Source organism: Hymenobacter seoulensis (assembly GCF_054780535.1).
This window is the reverse complement of record NZ_BAAGWD010000001.1, coordinates 970,791-994,893: the sequence shown is the minus strand read 5'-3', so window position 1 is coordinate 994,893 and position 24,103 is coordinate 970,791. Positions and strand designations below refer to the sequence as shown.

Here is a 24,103-nt window from a genome sequence, read left to right as displayed (position 1 = left end):
GGAAGTAGCCGTACCGGAAAGCGTATCATGCAAGTGGAACTACCGCAGGCAGGAAGCTGCTTTGCTGTCCCAACTGAACAGTTGGCGAAACCTTGTACCTTGTGTGTTACTACATAATTCTAACCCACGGAGCCTGTTTGTAGTACTAGTCTTTTTGGGCCGAAGCGTGCGCGGCCTCCCTTTTTGTTGATCTGATTATGACTTACTCTGCCCCTGCCGCCGAGCTGGCAACTGAAACGCAGCGCCCGCCCCGGTACTACCTACCTGAAACCTTTACAGTTACTGATTGGTCGGCCATTGAGCCGCACTTTATTGAACTCCGCGACCGGCCCATTCGCTCTGCCGAAGAGCTGGAGCAATGGCTGCTGAATCGGTCGGAGCTGGAGGCGGTGCTAAGCGAAGATTTGGCCTGGCGCTACATCCGCATGACGTGCGACACGCAGGACAACGCCCGCGCCGAGGCTTTTCAGTATTTTGTTAGCGAGATTGAGCCCAACGTAGCACCCTACGACCATGCGCTCAATGAGAAAATGATTGGCTCGGAGTTTCTCAGCGAGCTTGATCCGGCTCGTTACCGCGTATTCACGCGCTCCGTGCGGCAGGCTCTGGAAATCTATCGGGCCGAGAACATTCCGCTCAAAACCGAAATCAGCACCAAGCAGCAGCAGTACGCTGCCATTGCCGGCGGCATGACGGTTACCCTTGATGGGGAGGAAATGACGTTGCCGCGCGCTGCCGACCGCCTAAAAAGCCCCGACCGTACCGTGCGGGAAACCGCGTGGCACGCCATTCAGGAGCGTCGTTTGCAAGATGCGAAGCCCTTGGATGCCTTGTTTACTGAGCTCATTGGGCTGCGCCACCAAGTAGCGCTGAATGCTGGCTTCGCCAACTTCCGCGACTATATGTTCGCGGCGCTGGGCCGCTTCGATTATACTCCCCAGGACACCTTTGATTTTCATCGAGCCATTCGCGAAACGGTGGTGCCGCTCATCGATGACCTGGACTTGGAGCGCCGCCAGGACCTAGCCCTGCCCGAGCTGCGCCCCTGGGACCTCGACGTAGATGTATCTGGAAAGGCTCCGTTGCGTCCGTTTGAAACCGGCGAGGAGCTGCTGGAAAAGACCGTGACGGTCTTCGACCGCCTCGACCCCTTCCTGGGTCAGTGCCTGCGCACCATGCGCGAAATGGGCAACCTCGATCTGGAGTCGCGTAAAGGCAAGGCGCCGGGTGGTTATAACTACCCACTGGATGAAACGGGGGTTCCGTTCATTTTTATGAACGCCACCAGTTCCCTTCGCGATGTGGTGACCATGCTCCATGAAGGCGGCCACGCTGTGCACAGCTTCCTGACGCGCCGCTTGCCCCTCAGCGCCGATAAGCACCCGCCATCTGAGGTAGCTGAGCTGGCTTCCATGAGCATGGAGCTAATCAGCCTCGACCATTGGAACGTGTTTTTCACGGACGAGGATGAACTGCGGCGGGCAAAGAAAACTCACCTGGAAAGCGTGCTGGAAACCTTCCCCTGGGTGGCCACCATCGATAAATTCCAGCACTGGGTATATGAAAACCCAGAGCACACGGAGCAGGAGCGCCATGAGTGCTGGACTCAGATTTTTGATGATTTCAATCAACGTACCGTTAGCTGGAAAGGGCTAGAGCACATCAAGCCCTACATGTGGCAGAAGCAGCTGCACTTGTATGAGGTGCCCTTCTATTACATTGAGTATGCCATGGCGCAGCTAGGGGCCATTGCCGTATGGCGCAACTATCGCCAGAACCCCGAAGCCGCTCTGCAGGGCTATCAGCGGGCACTGGCGCTGGGCTACACCGCTCCAATTGGCGAAATCTACGCTGCTGCTGGTATCCGCTTCGATTTCAGCACAGAGTATCTGCGCACCCTCGCAGACTTTGTGCGTGATGAAATGGCCAAACTGTAAACGCACGTTGCTCCTGAACAAAAAATAGAAGAGGCGTCCGGAGTTGTCCGGACGCCTCTTCTTATATCATAACCTAGGCGTATAAGAACCGCTGACGAAAAATGAGTTGGAAGGAATAGGCAAATAAGGTGGTGGTAACACACGCATGATCAGAACAGGGCAGCTAAGGTTGCGTCAGTAGAAAATAAATATGCAACCATCTGATTTTGAGTAGGAAAATTTTCAGATTAGGTGAGCTCAAATAAAAAAGGCCAGGCCACAACATCGGGCCTAGCCTTTTCTAATCAGGAGCCAGTTCGGCTAGTTTTGAAGCGTGAAGAGGGGTAGCGGTTTGAGTTTGCGGTACTTGCTGCCCAACTGCTCTAGCTCAGCCGTGTGGAGCTGCAAGTAGTTGTTGAAGCGGTTGGCCGCCTGATCGTAGCGCACGCGAAAATTGACCAACTCGGCATCCGCCGTCTGAATCCGGTCGGTGAGAAGTTTGACTGGAGCAAGCGGTTCACGATCAGGGGGTAATGCCACAGCATATACAGCGCGCAGCAACGAGTCCTGGGCCGCATCATAGGCATCAATCAGGTTGGATGCTGCCATCGTTTGCTGATCGTAGCGGCGGCGGGGCAGCCGGTCGTTGGCATACTGGAGCTGAGCCAGCTGGGTGCGGTCGGTGCCGGGTTGGGTTGTCAGTTCCCGCAGTAGGTCCCGGGTATCGCGCATTTTAGCATCATCTGAGGCCTGCATTTCGCTCCAGCGAGCTTCCACAGTATCGCGCAGAATATCCAGCTGCACCTTCACGGCCTGCGCCGAAGCCGGATCAATAGCTTTGGGTGTTCTGTTGCAGCTCACTACGGTGGCCAGCATAACTAGTAGTAGAAAATAAGAGGCAATGCGCTTCATGCAACTAAGTAGGTAAAAGGAAGTGTAGGTACGCCAACGCATTTTCTTTAAAAAACGCTCAACATCCAAGCCCCAAAACGGCCAAAGTACTGCCACTTTCGGCCGCTAGGCATCCGAGAAACACAAAGGTCCGCTAAGGCAACTTTGTTTATTGGGCAGGTTTACTAGGGTGGCCTGCGCTTCAAACCTGCCTGGACACGTAGTGAATTCAGCTTGCCAACCGGTTTTGAGTTGAAAAGTGCCTAGCAGCCGTACTTTCCGCAGGCCCCTTACCTTTGCAAGCTGATTGGGCAGGCGTAGCGTAATGGCGCTGCCTGCTAATTAGGATACTCCCACAACTTTTTGTGATACCATGACGCCTCTCGATAAAGTAGGTGAGTTTGGACTAATCCGCCGGATTCAGGACACAATACAGCTCCGCCAACCCAGCACTATTCTCGGCATCGGCGATGATGCCGCTATTCTGGCCCCTGAGGCCGGGCAGGAGCTGGTCATCAGCACCGATTTGCTGGTAGAAGGCGTGCATTTCGACCTCACCTTTTGCCCCCTGAAGCACCTAGGCTACAAAGCTGTGGCCGTAAACGTGTCGGACATTGCGGCCATGAACGCTTTGCCCACGCAACTAGTGGTAGCGCTGAGTATTCCGGCCCGTTTCACGGTAGAGGCGGTAGAGGAGCTATACGAAGGCATGCGCTTGGCTTGTGAAGCGTACAATGTGGACATAGTGGGCGGCGACACGACCAACAGCCGGAGCGGCCTGACTATCGGCATCACGGCGCTGGGGCAAGTAGCGGCTGGCAAGGCCGTACGCCGCAGCGGTGCTGGCCCCAACGACCTGTTGTGCGTTACCGGCGACCTAGGCGGTGCCTTCCTCGGCCTGCAAATTCTGGAGCGCGAAAAGCAAACCTGGCAAGCCGACCCCGAAACCCAGCCTGAGTTAGGCAAATACCCTTATGTGCTCCAGCGCCAGCTGCGGCCCGAGGCTCGCATGGACGTAATTCATGAGCTGCGCGACCTGGGCGTAGTGCCCACCAGCATGATTGATATCTCCGATGGCCTAGCCTCTGAGGTGCTGCACTTGTGCCAGGCCAGCGGTACGGGCGCCCGCATCTTCTCCGAAAATTTGCCCATAGCCAACCCCACGCTGGAAGTAGCTGAGGAGTTTAACCTCGACCCCATTATGTGCATGCTCAACGGCGGCGAAGACTACGAGTTGTTGTTCACTGTGCCGCTCACCGACCACGCCAAACTCAAAAACCACCCCGATATCACCATCATCGGTCACATGGTAGAGAAAAGCGAAGGCGCCAACCTCATTTCCAAATCAGGCCAGCCTATTCCGCTGCGCGCCCAGGGCTTCAACCACTTTGGGTAAACAGTGGACCTAGTCCCGGTACCCACGTTGAGCCGTCTTTGAGTTTAGTCTAAAACCAGTCAAGCCCCTGATGCTCATGTGAGTATCCGGGGCTTGACTGGTTTTATGAGGCTAGTGAAGTATCAGATGCTGCCGGCACTAGCTCCCTTGCCGGGTTTAAGCTAATCCTCGGGGTAGGGGATGTACACGAAGTTCGTAAACTCCTCATCCAGCACAAACAGGCAGCAGTACTCATCGGCGTCGCGGTAGGTGCTCTGAAAGGCTTCGATGCCGTCCTGCCCCACAATGCCTTGCTGCACGAACAGCTCCAGGTAGCTGGCAAACACATGCCACTCCAGGTTCAATTCATCGGCATTGATCAGTAGGCCACCTAGCGGCACCTCCTGGCGGGCAAACACGAAAATGGGGTACTTGGAAATATCCCGCTTACGGATCTGGGAAGAAGCCTCGCTTAGCGTATCAGAAACGGTAGCAAAGTCCTTGGTGATGGTGCCAAGGTATTTGCCGTTCAGTTCGGGGTCGTTGGTGTAGTCCATATATGATGAGATGAGTCTGATTATTCGTCCTGTCATTCTGAGCGCAACGAAGGATCTTATTATGTTGCAGTGCTATAGTGTAGTGCCTTATCGCTCTGTCATGATAAGGTCCTTCGCTGCGCTCAGGATGACAGAAGAGTTATTTTAACTCCAACAACACCACATTCTCTACGTGGTGCGTGTGCGGGAACATATCCACGGGCTGGACTTTCACGACCTTATACGCCTCATCCAGCAGCTCCAGGTCGCGGGCCTGAGTGCCGGGGTTGCAGCTGACGTACACGATGCGGGAGGCACGCATTTCAAGCAAGCGGGCCACTACATCGGGGTGCATGCCGGCGCGGGGCGGGTCGGTGATGACCACGTCGGGGCGGCCGTGCTTGGCAATAAACTCGGCGTTGAGCACATCCTTCATGTCGCCGGCGTAGAACTCGGTGTTCGTGGTGCCGTTGATTTCAGAGTTGATGTACGCATCCTTCACCGCCGACTCCACATACTCTACGCCCACTACGTGCTTGGCCTGCCGGGCCACAAAATTGGCAATGGTGCCGGCCCCGGTGTAGAGGTCGTACACCAGTTCCGTGCCGGTTAGCTGAGCGAAGTCGCGGGTGATTTTATAGAGGTTGTAGGCGCCTTCGGAGTTCGTCTGGTAGAACGATTTCGGCCCAACGCGGAAGCGCAAGCCTTCCATTTCCTCGTGAATGTGCGGCTCGCCTTTATAGCACACCACCTCCAGGTCGTGGAAGGTTTCGTTGCCCTTATCGTTGAGCACGTAATTCAGGGACGTGATTTGTGGGAACCGCTCATTGATGAAGTCCAGGAGCGGGAACAGCGCGTCGTGGGCGTAGTAGCACTGCAAAATCACCATCAGGTCACCGGAGTTGGCCGTCCGGATGATGAGGTTGCGTAGAAAGCCTTCTTGGGTTACGAGGTTGTTGAAGGGCAGGTCGTGCTCGTGCGCATAGTCGCGGATGGCCAGCCGAATCTGGTTGCTCGGGTCTGGCTGCAGCCAGCAGTGGTTTACGTCCAGAATTTTATCGAAGCGGCCGGGCGTATGGAAGCCCAGCACACGGCGCTCGTAATCGTGGCCACTGTTGATCTGCTCGTTCGTCAGCCAGCCGTTGTGGCTGAAGGTGTACTCCAGCTTGTTGCGGTAGTAGGTTTGGTCGGGCGAGGCCTGAATGGGCAGGATTTCGGGCAGCGCTACCTTTCCAATGCGCTGCAACGTATCGGCCACTTGCTGGTGCTTGAACTGCAGCTGGGTTTCGTAGCCCAGATGCTGCCATTTGCAGCCGCCACAGGTGCCAAAATGCTCACAGAAAGGAGTTACGCGCAGGTCGGAATACTTATGGAAGCGCGTGGGCACGGCCTCCAGAAAGTTCTTCTTGGCTTTGGTCACGCGTAGGTCTACCACGTCGCCGGGGGCTACCTGCGTCACGAAGATTACTAGGTTCTCGCGGCGCACCAGGCACTTGCCCTCGGCCACCATGTCGGTGATTTCGACTTCGCGGAGCAGCTCCGCCGGAATGTTTTTTACTGATTTCCTCACAAGCGCAAAGGTAATCACGGATTCAGACGGATTTCTCGGATTTCACGGATTTGCTAGGGCAAGGCGGCGGATAAAGCCCAGACAGCATACTGTAGGCAAGGCGGCCCTGTGCAGATGATGTGTTGAGGGCTTTTTCACACATCTGAGGCTACTGCATGGGTGAGTAAAGTCTGGCTGAAATACCTGTAGTTTTGTGGGCTGCCGGCTGCGGCAGGATGGTAGTTAATCTTCTCTCATGAAAAATAAAGTAGTACTTATTACGGGTGGTACTTCTGGCATTGGCCGCGCTACGGCGCTAGCCTTCGGCCAAGCCGGTGCCCGCGTAGCCGTTACGGGCCGCGACGAAGCTCGCCTGCAGGAAACTGGTCAGGAACTGGCCCGGCTAGGAGTGCAGTACCTGACTATTCGGGCCGATGTGGGGGTAGAGGCCGATTCGGAGCGGGCCGTGCAGGAAACAGTGGCGGCTTTTGGCGGCCTCGATGTGCTCATCAACAACGCGGGCATTAGTATGCGCGCCTTATTTCGGGATGCTGACCTGGAGGTAATCCGGCGCCTGATGCAAACTAACTTCTTTGGTACAGTGTACGCCACCAAGTTTGCGCTGCCCTATATCACGCAGGCCAAAGGCTCCATTGTAGGCATCAGCAGTATTGCCGGCTACCGCGGCCTGCCCGGCCGCACGGGCTACTCAGCCTCTAAGTTTGCAATGCACGGCTTCCTGGAGGCCTTGCGCACAGAACTCTTGCCGCAGGGCGTGCACGTACTGCTGGCCTGCCCGGGCTTTACGGCTTCCAATATTCGGAATGTGGCCCTCGCCGCCGATGGCTCTGCCCAAGGTGAGTCGCCGCGTAATGAGCAGAAGATGATGAGCAGCGAGGAGGTAGCTCAACACCTGCTCAGCGCCATCCGGGAGCGCCGCCGCGACCTGGTGCTAACCAACCAGGGGAAATTGACGGTTTTCCTGAATAAGCTGCTGCCCGGCCTGGCCGATAAGCTGGTGTTGAATCATTTCCGGAAAGAGGAGCCTGATTTCAAGCTCTAATAGGGCAATAGCCCAAGCGGAAACTAAAAGAGCGGTTCCTAACCAGGGGCCGCTCTTTTGGGTTAAGAAGAATAGATAACCTAGTCAACCAGCATTAGGTCCGGGCGGCGGATATAGGCGTCGCGGCCTTGCCACTGCACTCGATACCAAATGTCCTGCTTGCCCCGGATTTCAAACCGGTCGCCGGCCGCAGCAGTAGTCAGCCAGGTTGCGCCCGCGCTCGGTCCGGCCATCAAGGGGACCCGTGGCCTGGCCACCAATCCCACCTTGCTAGGGCCCAGTAGGTTGACGAAAGCGGCTACACTTACTAAATAAACCCCATAGGCCGTCCACCAGGCGCGGTCGGCGGTGCGGCGGCGCACTAATAACAAGGTGCCTGCCGCTACTGCGGCTGCCAACATACCCTGCAGCAACCGATAATAGTACCGTTGCACCGTAATGGCCAGGTGTTGCCGCCACGTATCAGGGTAGCCTGTGAGCCGGTGCTCCTGAGCTAATACCACCATTTTGCGCCACGTATCCTGGCGTGGCTGCCACGCGTGGGCTACACTCAGGTAGTAAAGCGCCGCTGGGTAATGCCCTAGTCCTTCCTGTACGTAGGCCATGCGCAAGAGCTGTTGCACCGATTGAATTCCGGCCCTTTCGCGCACCTGGCGGTACAACGGGTAGGCTTCCTCTGCTTGTCCGGCAACAAACAAGGAATCGGCTTTCGCAAGCTGTGGAGTAACTTTTTGGGCCTGAATGGGTTGACCGACAACCAGCAGAAGCAGAAAAAAAAGGTGGGCTTTTTTTAACAAAACAGTTGCACGGTTAGATTTGGGCCTCTACTTTTGTGCCACAATCAGCGAAAAAAGTTCGCCGTTGCAAAGAAAACGATTCTGTAGCTCAGCTGGTAGAGCAATACACTTTTAATGTATGGGTCCTGGGTTCGAATCCCAGCGGGATCACCAAAGCCTCGCCTCACCGGCGGGGCTTTTTTGTTGCCCTACAGGCAGATACGTCATCTGGTTAAGTCAACACTTTTCTGCGGAAAGTAACTTGGCGCTAGCTTACTGGAGTATTGGGTACCAAGTTTAGTCCGAGACGGCTTATGATGCTAAAGAAGCTAGTAACTGTAAAAATATTGTCTTTGAAAGTGAGCGAGTTACCGTAAATAGATGAGCCAAACCGGGTAAAACCGTTGAAGTGAGTTGCAAGTATAGACTTCGCCTTCTACTTTTGCACTCCCTTCTGAAAAGCATCACGCTTCTGGTCGGGACCTGATTCTGTAGCTCAGCTGGTAGAGCAATACACTTTTAATGTATGGGTCCTGGGTTCGAATCCCAGCGGGATCACCAAAAGCCTCGCCTCACCGGCGAGGCTTTTTTGTTGCCCTATAAGCTAGGAGCGAGGGTAAGCAGCCGAATAGCGAGGGGGTAGGAGTAGATAGCAAGCAATGCTTTTGTAACCAAAGGGAGGGTTTACCAGTCTAGAAAGGCAGCGTCTTGTCCATTATACTTCCTGCTTCTATGGCTAACTCCCCAACTACTTCCCAACGTCTGTTAAACCAAATTGCCCTTATCACGGGTGGTAGCTCCGGAATTGGGGCCGGCGTAGCGAAAGCCATGGCGGCAGAAGGCGCCACGGTGGTAGTCAATTATGCTAGCAGCGCTGATGAAGCAGAAGCAGTAGTTGCCGAGATCAAACAGGCCGGAGGCAAGGCCATCCATATTCAGGCTGATGTAAGCAAGGAGCAGGATGTACTGCGCATGTTCGACCAGATTCGCCAGGAGTTCGGGACACTACACATTCTGGTCAATAACTCTGGCATTCAGCAGGACGCGGAGTTTCTGGATATGACCCTAGAGCAGTGGCAGCGGGTGATTGACGTTAACCTGACCGGGCAATTTCTCTGCGCCCGGGAGGCCGCGCGCGAGTTTGTGCGGCGCGGCCCACAGCCGGAAATTTCAAAGGCTACGGGTAAAATACTGTGCATGAGTTCTGTGCACGAAGTAATTCCGTGGGCTGGGCACGTTAATTACGCCACGAGTAAGGGCGGCATCATGCAGCTAATGAAGAGTATGGCTCAGGAACTGGCCCCGCATAAAATCCGGGTGAACAGCATCGGGCCAGGGGCCATCAAAACGCCCATTAACGAGGAAGCCTGGGCTACGCCAGACGCCGCCAAGAAGCTCCTGACATTGATTCCGTACAACCGCATCGGCGAGCCGTCGGATATTGGGCAGGTAGCCGTATGGCTGGCCTCCGATGAAGCCGATTATGTAACGGGTACCACCATTTTCGCTGATGGCGGCATGACCCTGTATCCGGGTTTTGCTGATAATGGTTAGGTTGAAAGCGGCTGACAACCTCATTTGTCCGGTATCGAAGCCAAGTAGTGGCACTTCTTACCAGTTTAGCCACTGATGCTACCTAGTAGCTGCAATTCTCAGAAGGCTGCTGGATTGTCGAGCGGAAGAATATGAGATGACCTGGGATTACCAGCAAAAACCGAACAGGGACCTGTCAGTCAGCGGTAAGCCGGGCTGCCGGTGCTGCCTTTTTGCTAGCTATTGCCTTCCAGCGAAACCGTGGGGTAGGAGCATTCTGTAAAAATGCGTATACTCCCTCATTCAAACTTCTGCTTTGTATTTTCCGGAGCTTTTTATCAAGCTCCGCTGTTCTTCCTTTGTGACTGATTCCATTGCTACTGCCCCGCGTCCTGATCTGCTGCGCATCCCGTACGACGATTACCGCGCCCTGCCCGCCATTGCCAATTCCGACCTTTCTCGCCTGCGCGATGCCTTGAATGGCCGCCCTCCGCGGCCGCATAACAGCATAGGTGGCGCCTTAGGCTTAGGCACTGCCTTCCATACTGCCTTGCTGGAGCCTGACCTCTACGAAGCCGGCCAGCCCGGCATCAACGACACCCTGATCTGGTGGATGGTGGATGGTGTGAAGCTTAACCCGGAGGTAAACGCGCTGCTGGAGCAGGGCACTCCGGAGCCTAGCTGTGTTTTCACGGAGCCTATTACCAATACGCTGTGCAAGCTGCGCGCCGATCTGGTCATTGACCAGCCTGGGCAACCTTATACCATTGTGGATTTCAAGACCACCATGGCCCGCGACCATAACCACTTTGTGGAGCAGTGCACCCAGTATGATTACGACCGCCAAGCTGCGTTTTATGCCGATGCGCTGCACGCTGACCGTTTCCTGCTGATTGGGGTACAGAAGACGGAGCCCTTCAAGGTGTTCGTGTACGAGGTGCCGCCGTTTATGCGCAATGAGGGCCGCGCCAAATATCTGCGCCTGCTCAAGCTGCTACAGCCAGAGTCGGCCGTACCGCATTCCGTATTGCAAGCCGTGCGCGAAGTGCGTGAGGCACTAAACGGTGGTGAAGAATGAAATTAGCCCTAGCACCCCTATACTGCCGATTGATAAATTAATTACCGATTTTAATTGGATAAATAATTTTCGTCGTTTATACTTGCATAAATCTGACGCACATCTGACTTCGCAAATGCGTATTTTCCGCAATAATCTTCTGAATAATAACTCGAATAATAATCTTATTCGTGGCAGGAAGGCTATTGCTCCTTAGGAGAAACGGAAAATCACTACTTGATATTCCTTTTGAAAGCCTTCCGTAGTTCGGAAGGCTTTTTTTGTGCCTACACAGCTGGGTTGCCCACTTCGAAACCCTAGCGACTTTGTAATTCTCACGGCACAAATTGATTTCCTAAAATTCAAAAACTCCCGACGGGGAGAGGGGAATTTGTGTGCCTTTTTGAAAATAAAATCTTTCTACAAACAGTAAATACTAATTGCCATGAGCGCGCAGGAATTATTAAAAACAGAGGAAGCAATCAGTTTTGTAAAAGAGGTTTTTACGAAAGAACTGACCATGGAATTGCACCTCAGCAAAGTCTCGTCGCCGATTGCCGTGCTAGATGGCACGGGTATCAACGACGACCTGAACGGCATTGAGCGTCCGGTTGCTTTTCCAATTAAATCCCTGGATGAGCGCCGGGCCGTGGTGGTTCACTCCCTGGCCAAATGGAAGCGGGTGCGCCTACAGGAGCTGGGCATTGAGGCCGGCCGCGGGCTGCTGACGGACATGCGCGCCCTGCGCCCCGATGAGGACTATTCACCCATTCACTCCATTTATGTAGATCAGTGGGATTGGGAAAAGCACATCAGTGCCGAACAGCGTACCACCGAGTTTCTGAAGGCCACCGTTGAGCGCATTTATGATGCTTTGCGCACCACAGAAGCCCGCGTAGTGGCGGAGTACCCGGAAATCACGCCGGTTTTGCCGGGTAAAATCACGTTTCTGCACGCTGAGGATTTGCTCCGACAATATCCCACGCTTACCGCCAAGGAGCGGGAGCACGAGGCTGTTAAGACTTATGGTGCCGTATTCCTGATCGGGATTGGGGGAGAGCTGAGCCATGGGGAGCCGCACGATGGCCGCGCCCCCGACTACGACGACTGGAGCACCGAAACGGCCCAGGGCTACCGCGGCCTCAACGGCGACATTCTGTTGTGGCATCCGGTGCTGCAAACTTCATTCGAGGTGTCCTCGATGGGTATTCGGGTAGATAAGCACGCACTGGTACGCCAGCTTGCCTTGCGGGGCTGCGAGGACCGGCAGGAGCTTTCATTTCATGCACGGTTGCTGAAAGATGAACTGCCCCAGAGCATTGGCGGTGGCATTGGGCAAAGCCGGGTGTGCATGTTTATGCTGCGCAAAGGGCATATTGGCGAGGTGCAGGTAAGCATCTGGCCTGAAGCAGTGCGCACAGACTTGGCTGAAAGTGGCGTAGCGTTGCTGTAAGCACTCAATTTGCTGCTGCAAACAGCACGGGCGGGGAGCAGGTTTGGCGGCCGTAGCTTCTCCGCCTGCTTTTATGGTGGTCCACTGGGATCCACCGCAGCGGAACAACCGGAACTGCCGCAAACTCGCCTAGGTCCCTAGTACAGACCAACCCTGGCATCGTAGTAGGTGCCGGGGTTGGTCTGTACTGAGGACCTAGGGAGAGGAAGTTAATGCTAGCAGCTGCCGGGCAACGTCGGCGCCGCTGGCTAGTGCGGCTTCTACGGTACCGGTATAGGGGCCGTCGTACACGCCTTCGCCCGCTATAAATAGGGTGTCGGCCACGGAAGTAGCCAAGGCCGCGCGGGCTCCAGCAGCCCCAACGGTTGAGTAAGCATAGGCACCCAGCGCCAGCGGATCGGCGGCCCAGTTCACGATGCGCTGTCCCCGTAAATGCTGTCTTAAATAAGCTGATGTTGAGCCCAATACGTACGCTAGAGACTCCAGCGCTTCCGTGAGTAGTTCGTCGTCAGAAGCGTGCTGGCGCTGCTGCGCATCGGGGCCGGCCAACCAGCCCGTCAGTACCGGCCGGCCGTCAGGCAGCTGACTCCACCAAGTAGGTATCGGCGCATCGGAAAACAGAAATGCCAGCTCCGGCAGCGGCTGCGCTACCTCTGCTGCTGCTTGCTCCCAAACGGGCGCATCAAATTCCAGCAACACCTTCAGCACAGGCCCGAACCCGAGGGCACGCGCCGCGGCCCGGTGGGCCGGAAGCTCAGGCACCAGATGTAGGTAGCCGGGTTGGTTGGGTTGGGCTTGCCAGATGCCTAGCGGCACGGTGAGCACCACGTGCGCCGCCTGATACGTGCTGCCATCGGTAGTGTGCACCGTAACCTGTCCTGGCTGCCACCGGATTTCGCGCACCACCGTGCCTAACTGAATGTCACCTCCAGCCGCCTGGGTTTCCTGGGACAGGCGCTCCATGAGGAGCCCGTAGCCGCCCTCAGGCCGCGGCGAGTCTTCGGCGCCACCCGCGCTCCACTCGTCGCGCAGGGCAAATGCGCTCACCCGATCTGAATCTGCGGCATCATAGCCTTCCGCAAAGCGGCGCACTTGCTCTCGTAAGGTCTGGTGTTGGTCGCCGGGCAAGTGCTGAGCTAAGAACTCCGTAAGTGGCTGGTCGTGCTCGAGGGCGTGCAGCTTCTCGAGTAACAGGGGCATGTCATCCAGGAAGCTTTCCGAAATACGCGCTTGGCCGCCCCTTGCCTCATAGTTGGTGCCCATGGTGTCATGCAGCTCGGTGTTGGCCTCCCGGAGCAGTTGCCGGGTCAGGGGCACTTCGCCGTGCAGAAACTCAGCCCCACTTTCCACGGGCTTTGAAAAGCCTCCCTCTGATGAAGTATGAATGCGGCCGCCAACACGGTTGCGGCCTTCCAGCACGCGTACGCGGCGCCCGGCGCGGGCTAGGGTGCGGGCTGCCAGTAACCCGGCGGCACCCGCGCCTATAATAAGAATGTCTGATTCGGGCATAAAAAAATTACTACCCCCGACTAACGCCTCAACCAGTAAAATGTTAGGCAAGCGGGCATCAGCAGAACCGATTTATCGGCTCTACTAGCGCCTAGGCATGAAACTGATTTAAACCGCCAACGCTTAATTTTTGCTCACCAAGTTTGCATTAAACCAGTTGCCCATGGTGAGAAGCGGACGACTTTTGTTCTGAGCGTCATCTGCAAACACAACTGCTTTTACCTCGGGGTATTGCTGGGTAAGCAGCTCCTGTTTTTGTGCGTTTGTACAACGGCTATCGGCTCCCAGCAGCATGACGGGCTTGTCGTGCAATGCTAAGTTCAGGGCAAACTCATGCCGGTACAGCTGGTAAGCAGCCAGAAAATTAGGGGCCAAAAGCGAAGACTTTTCATAGTCTACAGCTACCCAATCGGTATAGTCTTTACCGGGGTAATGAGTCTGCACGGCATCGGGGCGGGGCGGAGTCCACACCCACACCACTTTAGTGATTTTGGCGGCCCGAAACTGTTTCACCAACCTGTGCCACGCCCTGCGGTATGCTTCAGCGGGCATGTCGGGCAGAAGTGGGCGCACCATAACGGGGCGGTTTAGAGCACGAAGGGCTTGTGCTGTTTGCTGCCAGGCCAGCTTAGAGGCCGGAGTTACAGTCCAGTTGAGCAACGGCGTAATTTCCTGCTGTTGTAACGCGTCTATCTCTCTGGTCGGGAGTTGATCCGTCATAGTAAGCCCCACAACATCTGGGGCGGTTTCTGAAGCGGACGACCCTAGTAAACGCTCCACTGAAAACGACGAAACCTGAACCGGGAATGCGTTCTGTCCAACGCCAGTATGCAATTTGTCGCCGCCATGCAGAACCCAAGCCGCCGACCCCAGGCTATTTGCCCGCTGGTCAGCATAATGTGCGGCGTCGATGCCGCTTACTAATACCAGGCTACTTGCCGCCAAGGAAACACCTAGCGTTTGGGTGCGCTGCGTCAGGGTATGCGTGATGCGGTGGCCTAGCTGCACCAACCAGTTCAAGGGCTTGGTTTTGAAGTCGTCTAGCACGGTTTGTACCCAGGTATGCTGGCCCATGCCAACCGCGGCCAGCAGAATGCCAGCATTGCAGGTAGCCAAGAAGGCCATCAAGCGGGAGTAGGGGCTCCAGTCAACCCGCCCAGCATATTTAACTGCCACAGCGCACAGCACAATGGCCAGAATATTAGGCAAGGAAATACGCAGTTCATTGCGCGTGTTGCCTTCTTTGGGCGTTGGGATGTAGGGCACGCGTACCCGCAGAAAGGTGTATACCAGCCCCAGCAGATACACCCACCAGGTGCCTACGCGCAGAATGCCGCCGGCCAAGTGCAGACCAGCTTCCTGCGGCTCGCGCAACCAGCGTTGTGCTTTGTAGCGAATCAGCAGGCTAATCACCAGCAGTGGAGCCAGATGCAGGGCAAAAGCATCGAGGGCTATGTGCCAAGGATATACTGAGAAAGCCAACGAAGCAATCGGAACGCCTAGGTCAATAAGCGTAACCAAGCCCGATAGAAAGTACAGCGGGAGGGTGGCGTAATGTAGCCGCTGACGCCAGGAAAATCGGCCTATTAAGCGCGGGTACACCGTAAACAGCAGCTCAAAAGCACCACGTGCCCATTTCAGTTGCTGAGCATAAAACGCCCCCAACGTAGAGGGTACTAAGCCCCGGCTCAGCACCCGCGGCACGTACACCGATTGCCAGCCCTCAGCATGCAGCAGCATAGCCGTGTGCATATCTTCGGTCAGGCCGGCGGCGTGACCCCCAATGCTATCAAGGGCAGCCCGGCGGAAGGTACAGTTTGCCCCAATGGCCTGGGTGGTGTTATAGCTGTTCATCCCCATCATCAGAGGACCATAGAAATGGTAAGTCTGCTCGGCCGCACCCAACGCAACCAGGCTTTCGTCCTGATTACCGTAGGCTTGTACTACCTGCACGTAGCCCACTTTCGAGTTCGTGAAATAGGGTACCACATGATCCAGGAAATCTGGCGCCGGTACGTGGTCGGGGTCGAGGACCACGCACAACTCTCCGGTTGCCTGCTGCAAGGCATTATTGATATTACCGGCTTTGGCTTTGACCTTGTGCTGCCGTGTAACGTGTACCACGCCCAAGCGCTGGCAGACGGCCCGCAAATACGGGTCGTCGGCCTCGTCGCAGAGGTAACTGGTGTGCGGATAAGTAATGGCCTGCATGGCCTCCAGGGTCTCCACTATCATGGCATGAGGCTCCCCGGCGCAAAACGTAGTAAGCACATCTACCGAAAAAACAGGTAGTGGTCCGGCTGGCACTACGGGCTCCGTTACGTTCACATAGTGATACCATTCGTGCAACGTGCGCAGCAGCTTAAAGCCCAACGAAACGGCCAGCAGCCAAAACAAAGGAGCATACCCGATAGGGTTTGAGGTAGCGAACCACACCACAAAATACAGCAGGCTTGCCAGCCCTAGGCCTACCAAAACCCGCATCTGCCGTACACCCACAGCATCACGTACTACAACACCTGCTGCCGTACTCCGATTAGCTTCTTGTGTCAAATGAAGTTTATTTTCATAAGGCAAGCAGTGCTCGTTGCTCTCCAAAACATTTCTCCGCATACAACTTCAACTTGGCTTCTTGCCTAACGGGGACTATAAGGGATTGCGTACGCTCAAAGTTCTAAGTTTTAATAATTTCTATTAAAACTTATATTTTCAACTATTGCATACTCCAATGCAAAAACCAACACTACTGTTGTCAGGCATTTGCAAACGCCTAATACGGAATGCCTTACTTTCAGTTCTGACTATTTACCTGGCGGTAGGCTGCAACCCAAGAGAAGAACCTGAAAGCCAGTCGCCACCTGAAGGAGTTGTGCCTGTAAAACTGGTGCATACACCCCAGGGGTACCAACTCCTACGTGGAGGAAAGCCTTACTTTATTAAGGGAGGTGCCGGGTTGCAACGCTACGACCAGCTAAAAGCGGTCGGCGGAAACTCCGTCCGGTTATGGTCTGCTGACTATGCCGACGACCGAATGGCAGAAGCGCACCGCCAAGGTTTAACTGTTATGCTGGGACTTTGGATGGAGCACGAGTCGAAGCATTTCGACTACTATAACAAAGAGCAAGTAGCGCAGCAAAAAGAGAAACTACGGCAGCAGGTGCTCAAATATCGGTACCACCCCGCATTGCTCGCCTGGGATGTAGGCAATGAGATTGATTTAGAATCTACCAACCCAAGCATGTACAGGGCATTAAACGATTTGGCTCGAATGATCCATGAATTGGATCCTTATCACCCTGTAACAACAACACTAACAAGTACCGTTGGTAATCTTAAGTACATAAAAAGGCTGTGCCCGGACGTTGACTTTATTAGCATCAATGCCTTTGGAAACCTGACTGGCCTGCAACAAAGGCTACAGGCAAAGGCCTGGACCGGACCATATGCAGTAACGGAATTTGGCGCCAGAGGCTACTGGGAGTCGCGCAAAACGGGCTGGAAGGCGGCGTTCGAACAAAGCAGTACGGAAAAAGCATCGTTCACTCGTGAGCGGTATACTCAAGCCGTGCTGAGTAACCCAGCGACGTGTTTAGGTGCGTATGTCTTCTTTTGGGGTAATAAATATGAGTACACCTCAACCTGGTTTAGTTTATTTTCCCCTACTGGCGAAAAAACAGAAACTGTGGATGTGATGCAGGAACTGTGGTCTGAGAAGGCACCGGGTAACTTGGCTCCTCGGATATCGGGTTTGTTGTTTGCAGAGGCTAGTGTGCGCAATGGCCGGCGTCTGGTACGGAATTCAGAACATGAGGCTATGGTTTTGGTTTCTGACCCCGAAAATGACTCGCTCACAGTAGTTTGGGAAGTGTTTCCTGATATGAGGCAAAATACGGCTCCCGATGTGGTTCAGAATAGTGTGCAGGCTAGTGGTGTACAGGCCGTTATTAAGGCACCTCAGCAGCCAGGGCCGTACCGGTTGGCAGTAACTGTATCAGATGGGAAGGGAAGCATAGCTACTGCCAACGTGCCTTTTTATGTGCAATAGGCCTAGCCGCCCAAGGGCGGCCTATGTGCCCATGTGCGGCTGGCAAGTGTACGGGCCGAGACGTTATTGGCAGATTAACTAATCAAGTGCGGTAACAGGTTCTGCCTTTCTATTATATACAGTGCCTGAGGAAAACCTCATCGCTCTTGTTAAAAGCATACTTCCTTTCTACTGTCGTGTTATGTAGGAAGTGTAACTTTTCTGATGATTAAATATTAAAAATAGATACTTAATCTCTTGGTTATATTGTAATTACTTATTTGAATAATTTGACTCTAGTAAGCCTTAATTGCGTTATAAATCTTTGAAAAACATTCATATTTTTATACTTCATCTCTTTTCATAGTATTGCAGCTGTGTTCCAGACAGCTTCGTGATGCGTATGAGAATTGTACTTTTACTACTAGTATTTGTTTCTTGTTTAGTTAGTTCGTCCGTGGCACTGGCTACGACATATTACATTAGTCCGGTTGGAAATGATGCTGCCTCGGGAGTATCAGCTGCCACTGCTTGGCAAACAATTAGCCGGGTGAATGCAGCGCAGTTTCAGCCCGGCGACCGGATATTGTTTCAGGGGGGCGAAACCTTTACCGGGTCCCTTTGGCTCCAAAGCGGTGGTAGTGAAACAGCTCCCATTATCATTGGGTCATATGGCACCGGCTCGGCTACCATCAGCAGTGGCAACAGCCATGGCTTCTATGCTCCAGAAGTAGGTGGCATTGAGTTGCGTAGGTTGAAGTTTGTAGGATCCGGCCGCCTGACAAATGGTAATTCTGGGGTGATCTTTACTACTGACATAGCCGACAAGCGGTTGCGGCACATTGTGCTGGATAGCCTAGATGTGAGCGGCTACCTTCGGTCAGGCATTATTCTAGGCAGCTCCAAAGCCACCAGCGGCTACGATGAAGTGCTGATTACCAATTGCCAAGCCCATGCAAACGGGGAGGCTGGCATTTCCTCTTACAGCGCCTACCCCAAAATGAGCCACAAAGGCTGGTATGTGGGCAATTGCAAAGCCTATGACAATTCCGGCCGCAAAGACGTCACGGATACCCATACGGGAAGTGGAATTTTGCTGGCAGGTATCGATGGCGTATTGGTGGAGCGGTGTGAGGCATATAACAACGGCTGGCTCAACAGCAATCCAAGCGGTGGCCCGGTGGGTATCTGGGGCTGGCTGTGCAACAACCTCGTGATTCAGGACTGCGAATCGCACCACAACCGGTCGGGGCTGGCGCATGATGGCGGCGGATTTGACCTGGACGGTGGCTGCACCAACTCGGTGATGCAATACAACTACTCCCACGACAACGATGGCGCTGGGTATCTTTTGGCGCAATTCGGCGGGGCTCCGGCCATGCACGACCTCACCATCCGCTACAATATCAGCGAGAACGATGCCCGCCGCTATGGCCAAGGAGCCATTATGCTATGGTCATCAGGGGCAAACGGCGGTATCCAGCGGGCGTCCATTCACAACAACACGGTGTACCTGACGCCCGCCACCGATAACACGAAAGCCAAAGCGTTTTACCTTTCCAGCAGCGGCGTAAGTAACATTACTGTTCGCAACAACATTTTTCAAACCACCGGCGGTATTCCGCAGGTGCAAGCGTTGTCTACCAGCAACATTCAGTTCCAGGGTAATTGCTACTGGGGCACTGAGACGCCTTTAAACATTGAATGGGGCGGAACCATGTTTACTAGCCTGAGCGCTTGGCAAAGCGCTACCAGCCAGGAAAAAGTAGGCACGCGGGCAGTAGGAGTAAACCAAGACCCCGGCTTCATTAGCCCTGGTAGTGGCGGCACGCTCAGCGGTGCGCAAAACCGCTCCTTGCAAACCTCCTGGGATGCGTATAAGCTGCAGTCGGGCTCCACAGTTATTGGCAAGGGGCTAAACCTGCAGAGTGAGTTCAATACCTCGCCCGGACCGCGTGACTTCTTTGGGACTGCTACGCCGGCTTCGGGGGTACTAGGAAATATTGGGGCGGTAGAACTGAGCTCGAGCACGGCGCCGCTGCCTGTTGGGCTACTTAGCTTTACCGCTGCCGGTCACCAGAACGGTATTCTGCTGCGGTGGGCCACGGCCACGGAGTTTCAGAATGCCTACTTCGAGGTGCAGGTGAGCACTGACGGGCGCACGTTTCGGGCAGTGGGCAAGGTAGCGGGCCAGGGTAATGCAAATCAGCGCACTACCTACTCTTGGCTCGATAACCAGTCTGACTTTTCGGGCAACCTGCTATACTACCGCCTAAAGCAGGCAGACGCGGATGGAACGGCCCACTATTCCTCCGTGCTAGCCGTGAACACCACCGGAACAGCAGCAAAGCTAGCCGTGCAGGCGTGGCCCAATCCGTTTCTGGAGGAAGTAAATCTGCAAATCAATTCTCAGGAAGGCGGTGCTGCCATCATCACCTGCACCAATGGCCTGGGGCGGATTGTACTGAACCGCTCAGTACAGGTGGAAAAAGGCGTTTCGGTTGTCTCGCTGCCGGAAGTAAGCCAGCTGCCTCTCGGGGTATATGGCCTTTCGGTGCAGCAGGGTACGCAGCGCACCACCACCAAGCTAACTCGTCAGTAGAAAGTAGCAAGCCACCTAACAGACAACGGCCCCATTGCCGGCAACTACTAGGTAGCTGCTGTGAGCAATGGGGCCGTTGTCTGTTAGGTCGGGGGGCCTAGTGAACTTACGGGCGAGGTATGCAGGGTTAATGCAAGGTTACCCAATTCGGGCCGGCCGGCAGTCCCATCGGATGAGCCTGTACAACCCGAGATGAAATCGTGGACAGGTCTTGGCAGTTGCGGAAGCGCACCATGTACTCTGGGGCCGCATCCGTTGGGAGCCGTTCCTGATCTAGGAACGGGCTACGGGCATCCTGCGCCACACATTCCCAGCCCTGACGCTGGCAACGACGGTAAATGGAAGCGGAGCAACCCGGAACCAGCGCAAAATCCAAGCGACGGCCAGTAGGTACTAGAAGTAGGTGTAAAGGAGAAGTAGCCAGTGTTAGCATAGCAGGTGGTACAGGAGCGAGAGAAAAATTAGTTGCTGGTAGCTAACTAACTGGTGCTTAAACGCAAAGCCCGTTTCTTAGGATCCGGTATTTCTACTGATTTATGGCCCAGCTTCTACTGATTTACCTTATTATTTCTGGCTATTTATACTGAGTTGATTGTGTAATGCACTGTTAGATAAGTAACTAACAGGTTCACGATGAGGTAGTATAAAATCGTGCACAGCCCTACGCCAACCCAGGATAATGAAGAGGATAAAGCAATAGGGCATAGCTCCTGCAGTTTCGCCTGTTCTGCTGCCCTCGGTGCTGGCCAACTGGCGTGGGTACTAGGCCTTGGCTATGCTCTAAGTGCCAGAACGGTAGTTGCCCTCCTTCCATTTCCTGCCTCCAGGCCAGCCAGTTGCCGGAACTCTGGAACGTGGCCAGCAGCTTTCATCCAGCAGCACAACACCTGCAGCTACTAGGCCTCAGAAAGGCGCAAACCCACCTGATGGCCCGAATTGGGTACCGGTGGGTTTGCGCCTTTCAGAAGCCTAGTGGCTATACCTTTTCTGCTACCGGAAATGTGAGCAGAATAGCGGTTCCTTTGCCGGGGCGCGACGTAACCTCAATGGTGCCGCCCAGCAGATGTACGCGCGTACGGATGCCGGCCAGCCCAATGCCGTGTCCTTGGCTTTGGCGGTTGGTGGTATCGGGGTCAAACCCAATTCCATCGTCCTTTACCTGCACCTTCAGCGTGTCATCGGAGCGGGTTATCCTGATGTTAACTTTGTGGGCTTTAGCGTGCTTCATCACGTTGTTGAGCAGCTCCTGCACGGCCCGGTATACCACCGTTTCCATGGCCGGACTTAGACGCTCGCGCAGGCCCGGCATGCTCAGGGTAGTAGCCAAAACCTGCGGCGGTATCCGTTTTACCAGCTCCTGTAGCGCCGAGCTCAAGCCAAAGTCCTCCAGAATGCTGGGCGTCAGCTCAAAGGAGATTTTCCGGGTGGCCTGAATAGCTTCCTTGAGCAACTTTTTGCTGGTTTTTGCTTCCTCGGAAGGGGGCAGGCTGTCGAGGTGGAGGCTGGTGGCGTACAGCAGCTGCCCGACGCCGTTGTGCAAACCTTCCGCAATGCGGCGGCGCTCTTCTTCCTGCGTGGTCAGAATGGCTGAAAGTACTTCTTGCTGCCGCCGCAGCTTCAGGCTGGTGGCCTGGGCTTGCAGGGCATTGCGCTCTGTTACGTCCCGGGCCATCAGCAGCACACCGCTCAGGGCGCCCTGTGTGTACAGGGGCACAAAGTTTAGGTCCATGATCATGGGCCGGTGGCGGCCGGGCCAGTTGGGGTACTCCGTGGCTTGCCCCTGCAGGGCCAGCTGCAACAGCTCCATGGCCTTGGGGTCGTCGGCTATGCCGGGCAGCACTTCCGCAAACGGACGGCCGAGGGCATCGGCTTCGGTGCGGCTAAGGATATCGGCTACGGTAGTGTTCCAGGCCGTAGTCCGGAGGTTGGTGTCGAAGGCCGCTACGGCATCAATGGTGCTGTTGAGCAGGCTTTTCGTGAATTCCTTTTCTACCTCCAGCTGGGCCCGGCGCTGCTCAGCTTCCGTTACATCAATCGAGAAGATAACGCCCTGCTGGCGCTGCGTGTCAAAGAACCCGTATTTCTGGAACGATACCCGTTCTCCGTTGTACACCTGCTCATCCAGAAAGGAAATTTGCTGGCCGGAGAGCAGATGCCGAATGGGGTCCGCAATGGTAGGGAACACCTCAAAAATGTTTTTCCCTACCACGGCATTATCGGGCAGGCCAATACGGCGCAGGCCCTTGCCGGCCATTTCCAGGTACTTGCCTTGGGTAGTGAAACGCGAAAGAATAACGGGCAGGTTGGCCAGAATGTGCTCCAGCAATCGGTTTTTGTAGTGCAGCTCTTCTTCATCCTTCCGGCGGGCCGTGATGTCGCGCATCAGCCCCACAAAACGCTGCGCTTCCCCGCCCGGGCCGGTCTCTACCTTGCCAAAAGCCGAGATGTAGCGCACCGAGCCATCGGGCCACAGAATGCGGTACTTCAGGTCGAGGGGCAGGTGGTCGTCAGCCGACTGCTGCAGGGCCATGGTAACGTCGGCGGCGTCATCGGGGTGATAGGCAGCCTGCAATAGCTCATACGGCGCCGGATTGGGCCCCTCTGGGTGGCCAAAAATAGTTCGACTGCGGGCATCCCAATACACCGTACTCGTGGCGTATTCTATCGTCCAGACACCGGTTTCAGAAGCTGCTAAGGCCATCTGGAGCCGTTCTTCGCTTTCCTGAATGCGCCTAGCCGCTTCCTTTTCCTGGGTGATGTCGCGCCAGGCGGCGTGCACCAAAAAACCATCAGTTTCCGGAATGGCGGTCAGCAGCACGTCTTCCCAGAACTGCTCCCCGGAGCTCCGGTTGCGGCACCACTCAAAGCGGCAATGCCCGTTCCGGATGGCCTCATCCCAGTACTGCTGGGCCTGGGTAAAGGAAAGCCGGCCATTGGGCTGCCGCTCTGGCGAAAACGCCGATGCGTGCTGACCGAGCAGCTGGCTGCGGTCATAAATGCCCAGCATCCGCAGCACTGCGCCATTGCAATCTACAAACCGGTTGTCGCGCATGAGCAGCATGCCATCCTGGTTTTGGTTGAACAGCAACCGGAAGCGCCGCTCACTCATTTCCAGCTCCCGGCGTGCCTGGTACTGCTCCGTTATATCAATCAGGGCAAGGTTGCACACCTGCTGGCCCTCCCGGTTGGTGGCAGCGCTACCTTCCAGCCGGGCGTAAAACGTTGTGCCATCCTCGCGGTGCATTTCGGTGGCTAGCATCTGGCGCTCTTGCCGCTCCAGAATGGTGGCCAGAAAATCAGCAAAGGCGTTACGCTTGTTTGGGGCCACAAACACGGCCAGACGGCGGCCCAGCAGCTGTTGGCGTACCATCCCGAATAGCTGACTGGTGCGCAGGTTGAGCTGCAGAAGGGTGCCATCGGGGCCAATGGTGCAGTACCCTACCGGTGCAAAGTCGTAGAGCTCCATGTACTGGGTACTGGCGGCTTGGGCTTCCGACTGGGCTAGCAGCAGCTCCTCATACTGCATTTCCAGCTCAATCTGATGCACCTGCAAGTCCTGCACTAGCCGCTGAATATCCGGCGAGGCATCGGGTGGCAGGCTATGGGTAACCAACTGGCGTCGCTCGGCCCGGTTTCGCAGGTCGCGCAAGGCGGCCTGCAAGTCCAGGGGCTGATGCTGGTGGTATAACCCGGGTTCGAGTTCAGACATAGCGGTGGAAGGTGGAGAAGGAGTAAGGGCTAGGCTAGTACATAAGGATGCTACGCTAGCGTAGGTACGGCGTTACACATCAATCGGTCAGCTTCGGCTACTAGGGCAGA

The 24,103-nt window shown here is 55.2% G+C and carries 15 protein-coding genes and 2 tRNA genes; 10 read left to right on the top strand and 7 right to left on the bottom strand.

Going from position 1 to position 24,103, the window contains the following annotated elements:
• Nucleotides 1–197 precede the first annotated feature (197 nt).
• The gene (locus ACYVHC_RS04295; RefSeq protein ID WP_460612431.1) at nt 198–1,937 is read left to right on the top strand and encodes a M3 family oligoendopeptidase; all 1,740 of its coding nucleotides are present in this window, start codon (nt 198–200) and stop codon (nt 1,935–1,937) included.
• Nucleotides 1,938–2,237: 300 nt separating this feature from the next.
• Here ACYVHC_RS04295 and ACYVHC_RS04290 read toward each other — a convergent pair whose 3' ends face one another.
• A complete protein-coding gene (locus ACYVHC_RS04290) occupies nt 2,238–2,828 on the bottom strand; it encodes a hypothetical protein (RefSeq protein ID WP_460612430.1) in 591 nt (196 codons plus the stop codon).
• A 352-nt stretch (nt 2,829–3,180) separates the two neighbouring features.
• Here ACYVHC_RS04290 and thiL point away from each other — a divergent pair, with 352 nt between their 5' ends.
• Nucleotides 3,181–4,203, top strand: coding sequence for a thiamine-phosphate kinase (thiL, locus tag ACYVHC_RS04285; RefSeq protein ID WP_460612429.1), 1,023 nt, complete (start codon nt 3,181–3,183; stop codon nt 4,201–4,203).
• A gap of 161 nt (nt 4,204–4,364) precedes the next feature.
• Here thiL and ACYVHC_RS04280 read toward each other — a convergent pair whose 3' ends face one another.
• Both ACYVHC_RS04280 and rlmD read right to left on the bottom strand, forming a co-directional pair.
• The gene (locus ACYVHC_RS04280) at nt 4,365–4,739 is read right to left on the bottom strand and encodes a hypothetical protein (RefSeq protein WP_044002587.1); all 375 of its coding nucleotides are present in this window, start codon (nt 4,737–4,739) and stop codon (nt 4,365–4,367) included.
• Between the two features lie 139 nt (nt 4,740–4,878).
• Nucleotides 4,879–6,288, bottom strand: coding sequence for a 23S rRNA (uracil(1939)-C(5))-methyltransferase RlmD (gene rlmD, locus ACYVHC_RS04275; protein ID WP_460612428.1), 1,410 nt, complete (start codon nt 6,286–6,288; stop codon nt 4,879–4,881).
• A 235-nt stretch (nt 6,289–6,523) separates the two neighbouring features.
• Between rlmD and ACYVHC_RS04270 the strand changes: the two genes are divergently transcribed.
• Nucleotides 6,524–7,330, top strand: a complete 807-nt coding sequence (locus tag ACYVHC_RS04270) for an SDR family oxidoreductase (protein ID WP_460612427.1) — start codon at nt 6,524–6,526, stop codon at nt 7,328–7,330.
• 80 nt (nt 7,331–7,410) lie between these two features.
• Here ACYVHC_RS04270 and ACYVHC_RS04265 read toward each other — a convergent pair whose 3' ends face one another.
• A complete protein-coding gene (locus tag ACYVHC_RS04265) occupies nt 7,411–8,127 on the bottom strand; it encodes an SH3 domain-containing protein (protein WP_460612426.1) in 717 nt (238 codons plus the stop codon).
• A gap of 77 nt (nt 8,128–8,204) precedes the next feature.
• Here ACYVHC_RS04265 and ACYVHC_RS04260 point away from each other — a divergent pair.
• The 5 genes from ACYVHC_RS04260 to asnA all read left to right on the top strand — a co-directional run bounded on the left by ACYVHC_RS04260 (nt 8,205) and on the right by asnA (nt 12,149).
• Nucleotides 8,205–8,280: transfer RNA gene (locus ACYVHC_RS04260), tRNA-Lys, on the top strand.
• A 311-nt stretch (nt 8,281–8,591) separates the two neighbouring features.
• Nucleotides 8,592–8,667 (top strand) — tRNA-Lys (locus ACYVHC_RS04255).
• 171 nt (nt 8,668–8,838) lie between these two features.
• Complete coding sequence (locus ACYVHC_RS04250) at nt 8,839–9,660, top strand: SDR family oxidoreductase (protein ID WP_460612425.1); 822 nt, start codon at nt 8,839–8,841, stop codon at nt 9,658–9,660.
• 340 nt (nt 9,661–10,000) lie between these two features.
• On the top strand, nt 10,001–10,717 hold the full coding sequence (locus ACYVHC_RS04245) for a PD-(D/E)XK nuclease-like domain-containing protein (protein WP_460612424.1): 717 nt from the start codon (nt 10,001–10,003) through the stop codon (nt 10,715–10,717).
• Between the two features lie 424 nt (nt 10,718–11,141).
• Complete coding sequence (gene asnA / locus ACYVHC_RS04240; RefSeq protein ID WP_460612423.1) at nt 11,142–12,149, top strand: aspartate--ammonia ligase; 1,008 nt, start codon at nt 11,142–11,144, stop codon at nt 12,147–12,149.
• A gap of 195 nt (nt 12,150–12,344) precedes the next feature.
• On the opposite strand, the gene ACYVHC_RS04235 is transcribed toward asnA, so the two are convergent.
• Both ACYVHC_RS04235 and ACYVHC_RS04230 read right to left on the bottom strand, forming a co-directional pair.
• On the bottom strand, nt 12,345–13,658 hold the full coding sequence (locus tag ACYVHC_RS04235) for a flavin monoamine oxidase family protein (RefSeq protein WP_460612422.1): 1,314 nt from the start codon (nt 13,656–13,658) through the stop codon (nt 12,345–12,347).
• A 123-nt stretch (nt 13,659–13,781) separates the two neighbouring features.
• The gene (locus ACYVHC_RS04230; protein WP_460612421.1) at nt 13,782–16,142 is read right to left on the bottom strand and encodes a glycosyltransferase; all 2,361 of its coding nucleotides are present in this window, start codon (nt 16,140–16,142) and stop codon (nt 13,782–13,784) included.
• Between the two features lie 244 nt (nt 16,143–16,386).
• Here ACYVHC_RS04230 and ACYVHC_RS04225 point away from each other — a divergent pair, with 244 nt between their 5' ends.
• Nucleotides 16,387–17,703 (top strand): glycoside hydrolase family 2 TIM barrel-domain containing protein, encoded by a 1,317-nt coding sequence (locus ACYVHC_RS04225; RefSeq protein WP_460612420.1) that lies wholly within the window; start codon nt 16,387–16,389, stop codon nt 17,701–17,703.
• A gap of 436 nt (nt 17,704–18,139) precedes the next feature.
• Nucleotides 18,140–20,284, top strand: a complete 2,145-nt coding sequence (locus tag ACYVHC_RS04220) for a right-handed parallel beta-helix repeat-containing protein (protein WP_460612419.1) — start codon at nt 18,140–18,142, stop codon at nt 20,282–20,284.
• Between the two features lie 976 nt (nt 20,285–21,260).
• Here ACYVHC_RS04220 and ACYVHC_RS04215 read toward each other — a convergent pair.
• Entirely contained in the window at nt 21,261–23,993 is a 2,733-nt protein-coding gene (locus ACYVHC_RS04215; protein WP_460612418.1) for a sensor histidine kinase, read from the bottom strand.
• Nucleotides 23,994–24,103: the final 110 nt, after the last annotated feature.